Source organism: Nocardioides eburneus, assembly GCF_040838215.1.
GTDB lineage: Bacteria > Actinomycetota > Actinomycetes > Propionibacteriales > Nocardioidaceae > Nocardioides > Nocardioides eburneus.
In genome coordinates, this window is record NZ_JBFPJR010000059.1 from 1 (window position 1) to 10,528 (window position 10,528).

Sequence of the window (10,528 nt, forward strand, 5' to 3'; positions counted from 1 at the left end):
CGGCTCCGCCACGGGCTCCTCGGTGGGTGTGAGCCTCTTCAGCTGCCCCACCGAGGACCGCTTCGCTCGCAGCTTGCGCAGCTCGTCGAGGTCACGGACCGGCTTGGTGACGGCCGGCGTGTGGATGTCGTGGATGTACTCGTACCAGTCGATGACCGACGTGTCGAAGGCGAACGTCGCCTGGTCCTCGGGCGAGAGCGAGCGGTAGAGCGCGAGCGTGTTGCGGTCGACGAACCGCATGTCCGCCTGGGCGTACTCCTTGTAGAGGTCGAGGTAGCGCCGCAGGAACCGCAGCCGCCGGCCCTGCAGGTCGAGCTTGCGGGCCGCGGCGCGGGTGCGATCGCCACGCGGAGCCCGGGCGAGGACCCACTCGGCCGCGCGGTGGGCGCGCTCGCCGGTCGACATCATCCGCTCGACGGCGGCCGCGCCCGGGAAGACCCGCTCCGGAAGCTTCACCGCACCCCGGTCGCCGAAGGAGAACGGGTGCTCGGCGAAGTAGTCCCGGATGTAGTCGGCGAGCATCCCGAACGTGATCGGGTTGCGGTTGCCGGAGGAGAGATGGAAGTACGCCGGCTCGCCCGGCTCGGGGGTGTGCGCGAGGCAGGCGACGATGGACGCCACGACGTGGTCGATCGGCACGATGTCGATCGCGGTGTCGGGGTTGGCCGGGAAGACCGGCAGCTCACCGCGGCCGTAGGCCAGGATCAGCGGCTCGGCCATCTTGAAGCCCTCGATCCAGCCTGGGTAGGGCCGCTGGAGCGCGGACTCGATGATGCTCGGCCGGTAGATCGTGACGGGGTGGCCCTCGGCGGCGTAGGCCTCCACCACGCGCTCGCCGAGCGCCTTGGTGAAGGTGTAGCAGTCGGTCCAGCCCAGGCTGCGCGCCCGCTCGGTGCCGATCCTGACCAGCTCGTCCTTGACCCAGCGCTTGCGCGCCTCCTCGGTCGCGGCCGCGGCGGTCAGCAGCCCGGCGCGACCATGCTCCCGCTCCGCCTTGCGGCGCTCCTTGGCGAGCACCTCCACGCTGCGCGAGCGCGCCTCGACGTCCGCGCGCTGGCTGACGCCCCAGGCCAGCTCGGCCTCGACGTCGACGGTGTGGTCGAGCCGGCCCTCGGGGATGTGGCCGCGCCGACGGCCCGAGACGTAGGCGGTCGAGACGTGGAGGTAGTGCGCGTCCGGGTTTGCCTCCCGGACGCGGTCGAGGAGCGCGCGGACGCCCACGACGTTGGTCGCGAACGCGTCGTCGACCGGCGGGTCGAAGGAGACGTCACCGGCGCAGTGCACCACGGCGTCGAGGTCGCGCGGCAGCGGCGGCGGGTCGGAGAGGTCGCCGTCGACCACGCCCACCCGGGCGGCCATCAGCGCCTCGACGCCGCCGGCGGCCTCGACCGCCTCGGCGAAGATCGGCTTGGCGAGCAGCTTCTCGGTGCGCGTGGTCCCGCTGGTCGACCCCTTGGGTCGCACCAGCACGCTCAGGCGTACGTCGGGCACCTCGGTCAGCAGCAGGTGGAGCAGCGCCTCCCCCACGAAGCCGGTCACACCGGTCAGCAGGACGTGCTGCCCCGCCAGGCGCTCCCGGATGGTTGCGTCGGCTCGGTCCTCGGTCACCCACGTGATTCTGCACTGTCCGCCCCGCCGCTGTCCGCCGGGGCACGCCCGGCGGGCCCGCGGGCGATCCGGCGACCGTCGTACGCCGCCCCATCACGGGCTCTCGGCCCGTCGTAGGTCAGCCGGAGGCCAACGCCGCGTTAAGCCCGCGTCAAGCAGATCGGGGACACAGGCGCGCCCCGCTAGCCTTCCTCCCATGGCCCAGGTACTCCTCGTCGAGGACGACAGCGCCATCCGTACGGCACTCACCCGTGGCCTCTCCGACCTGGGCCACGTCGTCGCGTCCGTGACGACCGGAGCCGAGGCGATCGCGTCGCTCTCGGCCCACCGGCCCGACGTGATCCTGCTCGACCTCGGCCTCCCGGACATCGACGGGAGCAATGTCCTCGCGATGAGCCGGGTCCTCGACTCCGCGCCGGTCATCGTCGCGACCGCACGCGACGACGAGCGCGAGATCGTCCGGCTGCTCGACGCCGGTGCGGATGACTACCTCGTCAAGCCGTTCTCCGCGGCCCAGATGGACGCTCGGATCCGGGCCGTCCTGCGACGCACGCAGACGCCCGCGGCCGCCGATCCGGCGCTGGTCGTCGGCGACCTGCGGCTCGACCCGGTCGGTCGCACGGTCCGGCTGGCCGATCGAGAGATCGAGCTGACCCGCAAGGAGTTCGACCTGCTCCAGGCGCTGATGCAGCGCCCAGGCGAGGTCGTCTCCAAGCGTCGGCTGCTCGCCGAGGTGTGGCAGCTGCCCTGGGGCGGCGCCGACCGGACCGTCGACGTCCACCTCTCCTGGCTTCGCCGCAAGCTCGGGGAGACGGCCGCGGAGCCGCGCTACCTCGTCAGCGTGCGCGGGGTGGGCGTGAAGCTCGTCGACCCGACGGGGCGCGGATGAGCCTGCGGGCGCGCATCCTGCTGCTCGCGACCGGCGTCGCCGCGCTCGTCATCGTGCTGGCAGCCGTGCCGATCGCGCTGCTGCTGCGCCAGGCGGCGTACGACAGCGCCGAGAGCGACGCGCGCGACGCCGCGCAGAGCACCGCCGACTACGTCTCCACGGGGCGGTACGACGACAGCGTGCTGTCGCAGTACCTCGCCCGCCTCAACGCGCGCGGGCCCGCCCGCGTCACCGTCGCGATGGGCGACGGCGACCTGCTCGGCGCCTCGCTTCCCGACGGCGTGCTCGCGGCAGGCCGCGACCATCACCGCGGTGCGACGCCGCGCGCCGACGACCGCGACCACGACGACCTCGGCCAGGTCTCGACGGCGCAGGTCATCGACGTCGACGACGGGCGACTCGTGCGCGTGGACTGCCGCAGCACCCAGGGCGTCGCCGAGGTCTACGCGCTCGCCACCGACGACTCGGTCAGGTCGACGGTCGTCCATCGTGACCTGGCCGTGGTGGGCGCGGGCGCCGTCCTCCTGCTCCTGGCCGCCGGCGCCGCGGAGATCACCTCCCGCCGACTGGCGCGGCCGCTCGAGCTCACGGCGCAGACCGCCGTACGCCTCAGCGCCGGTGATCTTCTCGCTCGCGCCCCTGTCGAGGGGCCGACCGAGGTCGCGCGGGTCGCCGTCGAGCTCAACGCCCTGGCCGACCGCATCGACGAGCTGCTCGCCCAGGAGCGCGAGACCACGGCCGACCTCTCCCACCGGCTCAGGACCCCGCTGACCGCCGTACGCCTCACCGTCGAGTCGCTCCCGGAGGGCGAGCGCCGTCACGAGCTCGAGGCGCAAGTGGCGGCGCTCGAGCGGACGCTCACCCAGGTCATCCGTGCCGCCCGCCGCCCGCAGCGCGAAGGCGTGCACCCGCGCTGCGACGCCGCGGCGGTCGCTCGCGAGCGAGTCGCGTTCTGGGCACCGCTGGCCGAGGACCAGGGCAGGACGGTGACGCTCACGGTGCCCGACGGCGAGGTGCCGGTGCGGGCCGCCGCCGAGGACCTCGCGACCGCCCTGGACGCGCTGATCGAGAACGTGGTCGCCCACACGCCCGAAGGCACCGCCTTCGCGGTCGTGGTCCGCGACGACGGTGGCCACCCCGTCGTCGAGGTCCTCGACGACGGGCCCGGAATCCCGCCGAGCGCGCTCTCCCGGGGCCGCAGCGACCGCGGCTCGACCGGGCTCGGCCTCGACATCGCCCGCTCGTTCGCCGAGAGCACGGGCGGGAGGCTCGACCTGGTCAGCGGCCACGGCTCGCTCGGCAACGGAGTCCGGCTGACCCTTCCCGCACCCGTCGCACAGCCTCCTCACGGGAAGTCTTGAGCAGGACTTAACAACGGCCAAAGGGCCGTCTGAGCAGCGCGGACGCATGCTCGCAGCATGAACCCGAGACAGCGCCTCCTCACCCGCTCCCGCCGCTATCTGTACGGCGCCGTGGGCGCCGCGGTCCTCGCCACCGGCGGCTTCGCCGCCGCGGCGCACGCCAGCACCTCCGGCGACAGCACCTCCGGCGACGGGTCCTCGGGCGGCGACCCGGCGGTGCAGCAGGCTCCGTCCTACCAGTCGCCCTCCGAGGACGGGCCGGGCTCGTCGTACGACGGCGTCTCCCCGGACGGTGGCGGCTCGTCGGACAGTGGCGGCTCGTCGGGTCTCTCCGGTGGCGCGCCCGGCAGCAGCGACGGATCGAGCCACGCCTCATGAGCGGGCACGACGCGGCGACCACGAGCTGGCGCGACTGGTCCTGCGCCGTCACGGTCACCGTCTCGGACCGCCGGCGGCTCGAGGCGGCCGTGGGCGTCGTACGCGACCTGATGGCCGACGTCGAGCACGCGGTCAGCAGGTTCCGCCCCGACTCCGACCTGGAGCGGGTCAACGACCGGTCGGGGCGGCTCGTCGTCGTCCGGCCGCTGACCTTCCACCTCGTGGAGACCGCCGTCCGCGCGGCCCGGCTGACCGCCGGCGCCGTCGACCCGACCGTCGGCACGGCCCTCATCGACCTGGGGTACGACGCCGACATCACCGTCGCCGCCACCCGAGCGGCGAGCGGGCCGATCGCGGTCGGACCGACCGCGATCGGGCCTGCACCCGCCGCCTCCGCCCCGACCGGGCGCTGGCGCTCCGTGCGTCTCGACCGGACCCTCCTGCGCGTCGGCGTGCCGGCGGGCGTCCGGCTCGATCTCGGCGCCACGGCGAAGGCGTGGGCCGCCGACGAGGCGGCCCGACGGATCCACCGGCGGCTCGGCGGCGCGGTCCTCGTCGGGTTGGGCGGCGATATGGCGACCGCCGGCCCGGCGACCCGCCCGTGGCGCATCGACGTCGCCGAGACCGAGGGGGCCGACGCCGTACGCGTGGGTCTGTCCGACGGTGGTCTCGCGACCTCCTCCATCGTGGGGCGGCGCTGGGTGGGCCCCGACGACGCGGTGCGACACCACATCGTCGACCCACGGACCGGCCTGCCGGCAGCGGGCGCGTGGCGCACCGCGACCGTGTGGGCGCCCAGCGCGCTCGCGGCCAACGTGGCGAGCACCTGGGCGCTCGTGGACGGCGCCGCGGCCACCGCGCACATCGCCGCGCGCGGACTCGCGGCCCGGCTCGTGGACCGCGCGGGACGCGCTCGGCTCCTCGGCGGTTGGCCCGCGGAGGAGGTGAAGGCCTCGTGATGCTCTGGTATCTCATGCGCGCGTTCGGTCTCGTCTCCCTGATCGCGCTCACCGCGAGCACGGCGCTCGGCGCCCTCGCGACGGTCGGCGGGACGGATCCGGTCGCGCTCGACCGACGGCTGCTCCGCCAGCTCGTCCACCGCTCGTGCGCCGTCATCGGCCTGGTCGCGCTCGTCCTCCACATCGTGTGCGCCGTCGTGGACAGCTACGTCGACGTCTCGGTCTCCGCGGCGATCCTTCCCTTCGGCTCGGGCTTCCGCCCGGTCGCGACGGCGGTCGGCGTCCTCGGTGTCTACGCCGTCGTCGCGGCCGCCCTCTCCGGTGCGCTGCGTGGCCGTCTGGCAGCGAGCGCCCGCGCCGCACGGTGCTGGCGCGCCGTCCACACGGCGGCGTACGCCGGCTGGCTGCTGTCGATGGCCCACGGCCTGTTCTCCGGGACCGACACCCATGCCTGGTGGGGCGCCGCGGTGTATGCCGCGAGCGGCCTCGCCGTCTTCGCCGCCTTCCTCACCCGGATCTTCGGCGAACGACTCCGCCGCGACCGCGACCCGCGCGGCCACCTGCGACTCACAGGAGCCCATCGATGACCGTTCTCCCCACCACTGCGAGCGCTCCCCGCGCTTCAGCCGTCGCCGAGCCGCCGATCCTCCCCCTCGGCGCCGCCCGTCTCCTCGCCGGTGCGTCGAGCGGCCGTGCGGTCGACCACCTCGAGCACCGGGCCCTGGCCGGGCCGCTCGTCCACCGCACGCAGGCGTGGTTGTGCGAGGCCGCTCGCACCGTCGGGCTGCTCGGCCGCGGCGGCGCCGCGTTCCCCGTGGCGACGAAGCTGGCGGCGGTGCGCCCCGGTCCGGCGACGCACGTGCTCGTCAACGGCAGCGAGAGCGAGCCGACCAGCCACAAGGACCGGCTACTCATGCGGCGCGTGCCGCACCGCGTCCTCGACGGCGCCCTCGTCGCCGCGGCAGCGCTCGGCACGTCCCGGGTCACGGTCGCGGTCCACGACCAGGAGGCGGCGCAGGCGCTGACCACGGCCTGCGGCGAGCGCGGCGACGCGACGGCGGTCCGGATCGTCGTGACGCCGGCCGGCTTCGTCGCCGGCGAGGTCCAGGCCGTGGTCAACGGACTGGACGGACGGCCGGCGGTCCCGAACGGTCGCCGCACGCTCCCCAGCGACCGTGGTCTCGAGGGTCGACCGACGTTCGCCGGCAACGTGGAGACGTTCGCCCAGCTCGGTCTGCTCGCCCTGCTCGGTCCCAGCGCGTACGCCGCCATCGGGACGGGCACGGAGCCTGGGACGAGCCTCGTCACCGTGTTCGGGGACGTCCCCCGCGCCGGGGTCGCCGAGGTCGCCCATGGCACTCCGCTCGACCTGCTGACCGGCGCCACGGGCGATCGGCCGGTGCTGCTGGGCGGCTACCACGGGACGTGGACCCGTGCCCGCGGGCTGCTGCTCGACCGACCGGCGCTGCGGGCGAGCGGGCTGGCGTGGGGCGCCGGCGTGGTCGTCGTACTCCCGGAGACCACCTGTCCCCTCGGCGAGGTGGCCCGGGTCGCGAGATGGCTGGCCCAGGAGTCCGCCGGGCAGTGCGGCCCCTGCGTCTTCGGGCTGGCTTCGCTGGCCGACGACATCGCCCGACTCCAGGTCGGCGCCCCGGTCGACCTCCCGGGGCTTCACCGGCGGCTGGGCCTGGTGAGCGGGCGCGGCGCGTGCGGCCACCCGGACGGCGCCGTCCGCTTCCTCGCGAGCGCGCTCGCGATGTTCCCCGAGGAGATCGGCGACCACACGACGAGCGGCGGCTGCGGCCGACCCGTGCTCGGCGTCCTTCCGCTGCCCGGGAGCGCACGATGAGCGCCGCGCCCGCGCACCGCGACCGCGAGCACCGCCTCGAGGTCGACTGGACGCTCTGCGACGGGCACGGGCTCTGCGCTCGGATCTGGCCGGAGCGGATCGGCTTCGACGACTGGGGCTTCCCCGTGGTCGACGACCGGCCGGTGGGAGAGCACCAGCTGCCCCATGCGCGGCGCGCCGCGTCGATCTGTCCCCGGCTCGCGCTCCGCCTCGAACCGTCCTGAACCCTTCCGTTGAATGGAAGGGCGTCCGTGTCCGGCCGCCCCCGCGAGGCACGATCGCAGTGTGACCGCCATCACCCCTGCTGCTGACGTCGACGACGTGGAGACCGCCGCGGAGGGCGACGTGCCCCGTCCGCGGCGGTCGTCGCTCGGCCGGGTGCACCAGCTGCTGTCCGCGTTCGACTACGAGCACACGACGCTCACGCTCTCCCAGCTCAGCCGTCGCGCCGGGCTCCCGCTCTCCACCACGCACCGGATGGTCGCCGAGATGGTCGAGCTCGGCATGCTCGAGCGCGACCGCGACAACGACATCTCGATCGGGATCGCGGTGTGGCGCTTCGGGCTCCTCACGCCGAAGACGTACGGCGTCCAGCGGGTCGCCCTGCCCTTCATGCAGGACCTCTATGCGACGACCGGGCTGCCGATCCATCTCGGCATCCAGCAGCGTGAGGAGGTGACTGTCGTCGAGAGCCTGCGCCCCCGCGGCGGAGGCGCGGAGCGCCCGCGGATCGGTCAGCGTGACCCGCTCCACGAGGTGGCGGTCGGCACGGCGATCCTGGCGTTCACGACCCCCGCCTTTCAGGAGCACTACCTGCACGGGTTGGACCAGCGCGGCTCGACGAACCCCACCTCGGCGGCACTCCGGCGCGAGCTGGCCCGCATCCGCGCCGAGGGGTACGCCGTCAACACCCGCCGCACGGCCCCGCGCATCTCCATCGGTGCGCCCGTGCTCGACCGCCGCGGCCGACCGCTCGGCGCGCTGTCGATCATCGTCCCGGCGGGGACGGCGGAGACGCCGTACGGCCATGTCATCCGCAACACCGCCCGCGCCGTCCAGCGCACCGCGTGGGAGCAGGGTCTGGGCTGAGCCCCGGCCCCGTGGCCTCACGCCCCTCCCACTGGGTGGGACTCCTCCTCGGCACGCCGCGGGGCTGCTTCCAGCCGCCGGAAACGTGCCTGTGAGCCCCTTCGGCCCGGTGGCAACGTCACCGCCACGGAGGGGGGCGTCGCCCGACGCTCCCCGGATCCGGGGCCGGAGGAGGAGTCGATGGAGCTGCGGAGCAACTTCCCGAGCACGAGCGCGCTGGCGGTGACGAGGCGCGCGCAATGGGTGTCCCTCGGGATCAGCCCGGACGACCTCGACCGGCCGAAGGTCGCGATCGTCAACACCTCGAACGACCTCGCCGCCTGCTTCGCCCACCTCGACCCCATCGTCGCCGTCCTCAAGGAGGAGCTGCGCGGGCTCGGGCTGCTCCCCTTCGAGGTCCGTACGGCGGCGCCCTCCGACTTCATCACCAGCGCCGGCCGCGGGGGGCGCTACATCCTGCCGAGTCGCGACCTCATCGCCAACGACATCGAGACGATGGTCGAGGGCGCCCAGCTCGACGCGATGATCTGCCTGAGCTCATGCGACAAGACCACCCCTGGCCACCTGATGGCCGCCGGTCGGCTGAACATCCCGACGGTGGTCGTGCCGTGCGGCTACCAGCACAGCGGGCTCGCCGACGGCGACGGCGGCGACGTCGAGGAGATCTTCTTCGAGGCCGCCAAGCAGTCCGTGGGCGGCGCGATCGACCCCGCCCTGATCGACCTCGCGGACACCGCCATCCGTGGCCCGGGGGTCTGCGCCGGCCTCGCCACCGCCAACTCGATGCACATGTGCGCCGAGGCGATGGGGATGGCGGTCGCCGGCTCCGCGCCGGTGCGCGCCAACAGCGACCGGATGTGGGACGGCGTACGGCGCGCCGCCCGCGCCCTCGCCGGGATGATCGAGCAGGACATCAGGCCCCGGCAGATCATCACCGCGGGCTCGATCACGAACGCGGCGCGCCTGATGCTTGCGGTCGGTGGCTCGGTCAACACGATCAAGCACCTCCAGGCGGTCGCCGAGGAGAGCGGCGTCGAGGTGGACGTGTGGGAGACCTACCGCACGCTCGGCCGCGAGACGCCGACGCTCTGCTCGATCCGCCCCAACGGCCCGTACCTGACCGAGGACCTCGAGGACGCCGGCGGCGCGGCGACTGTGCTCCGCGAGCTCCTCCCGCTGCTCGACGGCGACCAGCTCACGGTGGAGGGCGTCACGCTCGCGGAGCGCCTCGCCGACGCCCCGCGGGCCGACGGCACGATCGTCCGCACGCTCGACGAGCCGGCGTCGACGACGCCCGCGATCGTCGTCCTGCGCGGCTCCCTCGCCGGCGAGGGTGCGGTCGCGAAGCGGCCCATCCCCGACCCCGGGCCACGGACCTTCCGGGGACCGGCCCGGGTCTTCCACTCCCGCGAGGAGGGCGTCGAGGCGATCGCCGACGGGAAGATCAAGCCCGGCGACGTCGCGATCATCCGCGGCATCGGCCTCGTCGGCGGCCCTGCGATGGGCATGATCTCCGCCTTCGTCTTCGCCCTCGACGCCCGCGACCTCGGTGAGAGCGTCGCGGTCATCACCGACGGGCAGACCAGTGGACTGGTCAACCACGGCATCGTCATCGGCGAGGTCTCCCCCGAGGCCGCCACCGGGGGGCCGCTCGGCCTCGTCGAGGACGGCGACCTCATCGACATCGACCTGGCGACCGGCACGGTCGACCTGCTCGTGGAGCCGGACGTCCTCGCCGGCCGGACGCCGTTCGAGCCGCGGTCGGACGTGGACACGCATGGCCTGCTGGACCAGTACCGCGCCGTCGTACGACCGCTCGCGTGCGGTGCCGTCCTCTGCAGCCGAGCTCCCGGCCTCCCCAGACAGGAGGTGACCCGATGAGTCACCCCACTCGATTCTCGGACACCATCACGCTGCCCGCGACCCGGGTCCCGGTGATCGGCGAGTACGACGTCGTCGTGATCGGCGGCGGGCCCGCCGGCCTGATGGCCGCGACCGCCGCATCCAGGGCCGGCCGGTCGACCCTCCTGGTCGAGCGCTACGGGTTCCTCGGCGGCGCCGGGACCATGGGCGGCCTCTCGACGTTCTGTGGCCTGCACGCCAACGTCCACGGCGTGCACCAGCGGGTCATCCGCGGCTACACCGACGAGCTGATGGACCGGCTCGAGGCGCTGGACGGCCTCAGCGAGCCCCACCTCTCCGTCGCGGACCGGATCCAGGCGCAGGCGTTCGACATCTCGGCCTACAAGATCGCCGCCGACGAGCTCGTCCTCTCCGGCGGCGGGGAGCTGCTCTTCCACACCATGGCGGTCGGCCTCGTGCTGCGCGACCCGGGGGATCCGGCGGACCCGGCCGGCCGCACGATCGACGCCGTCGTCGTGGAGTCGAAGTCGGG

11 protein-coding genes are annotated in these 10,528 nt (G+C 74.1%); 10 read left to right on the forward strand and 1 reads right to left on the reverse strand.

All coding sequences use genetic code 11. The features are described 5' to 3' along the window. On the reverse strand, positions 1 to 1,608 hold a 1,608-nt coding region (locus tag AB3X52_RS19070), incomplete at its 3' end, for an SDR family oxidoreductase (protein WP_367995691.1). Between the two features lie 196 nt (positions 1,609 to 1,804). On the opposite strand from AB3X52_RS19070, the gene AB3X52_RS19075 reads away from it, so the two are divergent. From AB3X52_RS19075 to AB3X52_RS19120, 10 genes are all read left to right on the forward strand, one after another. Beyond that, positions 1,805 to 2,497 (forward strand): response regulator transcription factor, encoded by a 693-nt coding sequence (locus tag AB3X52_RS19075; protein ID WP_367995692.1) that lies wholly within the window; start codon positions 1,805 to 1,807, stop codon positions 2,495 to 2,497. After that, positions 2,494 to 3,858 (forward strand): sensor histidine kinase, encoded by a 1,365-nt coding sequence (locus AB3X52_RS19080; protein ID WP_367995693.1) that lies wholly within the window; start codon positions 2,494 to 2,496, stop codon positions 3,856 to 3,858. The genes AB3X52_RS19075 and AB3X52_RS19080 overlap by 4 nt, the downstream gene beginning before the upstream one ends. Positions 3,859 to 3,915: 57 nt before the next feature. Further along, positions 3,916 to 4,236, forward strand: a complete 321-nt coding sequence (locus tag AB3X52_RS19085; protein ID WP_367995694.1) for a hypothetical protein — start codon at positions 3,916 to 3,918, stop codon at positions 4,234 to 4,236. Then, entirely contained in the window at positions 4,233 to 5,195 is a 963-nt protein-coding gene (locus AB3X52_RS19090) for an FAD:protein FMN transferase (protein ID WP_367995695.1), read from the forward strand. Before AB3X52_RS19085 ends, AB3X52_RS19090 begins: the two co-directional genes overlap by 4 nt. Continuing rightward, entirely contained in the window at positions 5,195 to 5,782 is a 588-nt protein-coding gene (locus AB3X52_RS19095) for a ferric reductase (RefSeq protein ID WP_367995696.1), read from the forward strand. Before AB3X52_RS19090 ends, AB3X52_RS19095 begins: the two co-directional genes overlap by 1 nt. After that, complete coding sequence (locus AB3X52_RS19100) at positions 5,779 to 7,044, forward strand: NADH-ubiquinone oxidoreductase-F iron-sulfur binding region domain-containing protein (protein WP_367995697.1); 1,266 nt, start codon at positions 5,779 to 5,781, stop codon at positions 7,042 to 7,044. The genes AB3X52_RS19095 and AB3X52_RS19100 overlap by 4 nt, the downstream gene beginning before the upstream one ends. After that, positions 7,041 to 7,268 (forward strand): ferredoxin, encoded by a 228-nt coding sequence (locus AB3X52_RS19105; protein ID WP_367995698.1) that lies wholly within the window; start codon positions 7,041 to 7,043, stop codon positions 7,266 to 7,268. Before AB3X52_RS19100 ends, AB3X52_RS19105 begins: the two co-directional genes overlap by 4 nt. A 61-nt stretch (positions 7,269 to 7,329) precedes the next feature. Further along, positions 7,330 to 8,133: an IclR family transcriptional regulator gene (locus AB3X52_RS19110; protein WP_367995699.1), complete on the forward strand. Its 804-nt coding sequence runs from the start codon at positions 7,330 to 7,332 to the stop codon at positions 8,131 to 8,133. Positions 8,134 to 8,313: 180 nt separating this feature from the next. Next, positions 8,314 to 10,014 (forward strand): dihydroxy-acid dehydratase domain-containing protein, encoded by a 1,701-nt coding sequence (locus AB3X52_RS19115; RefSeq protein WP_367995700.1) that lies wholly within the window; start codon positions 8,314 to 8,316, stop codon positions 10,012 to 10,014. Further along, positions 10,011 to 10,528 (forward strand): FAD-dependent oxidoreductase (locus tag AB3X52_RS19120; RefSeq protein ID WP_367995701.1); only part of this gene is annotated, 518 nt, incomplete at its 3' end. The genes AB3X52_RS19115 and AB3X52_RS19120, both read left to right, overlap by 4 nt.

What these genes read in the sequence shown, in the direction of transcription:
- AB3X52_RS19075 (WP_367995692.1), top strand. Translation starts at nt 1,805, where the DNA reads ATGGCCCAGGTACTCCTCGTCGAGGACGACAGCGCCATCCGTACGGCA.
- AB3X52_RS19080 (WP_367995693.1), top strand. Translation starts at nt 2,494, where the DNA reads ATGAGCCTGCGGGCGCGCATCCTGCTGCTCGCGACCGGCGTCGCCGCG.
- AB3X52_RS19085 (WP_367995694.1), top strand. Translation starts at nt 3,916, where the DNA reads ATGAACCCGAGACAGCGCCTCCTCACCCGCTCCCGCCGCTATCTGTAC.
- AB3X52_RS19090 (WP_367995695.1), top strand. Translation starts at nt 4,233, where the DNA reads ATGAGCGGGCACGACGCGGCGACCACGAGCTGGCGCGACTGGTCCTGC.
- AB3X52_RS19095 (WP_367995696.1), top strand. Translation starts at nt 5,195, where the DNA reads ATGCTCTGGTATCTCATGCGCGCGTTCGGTCTCGTCTCCCTGATCGCG.
- AB3X52_RS19100 (WP_367995697.1), top strand. Translation starts at nt 5,779, where the DNA reads ATGACCGTTCTCCCCACCACTGCGAGCGCTCCCCGCGCTTCAGCCGTC.
- AB3X52_RS19105 (WP_367995698.1), top strand. Translation starts at nt 7,041, where the DNA reads ATGAGCGCCGCGCCCGCGCACCGCGACCGCGAGCACCGCCTCGAGGTC.
- AB3X52_RS19115 (WP_367995700.1), top strand. Translation starts at nt 8,314, where the DNA reads ATGGAGCTGCGGAGCAACTTCCCGAGCACGAGCGCGCTGGCGGTGACG.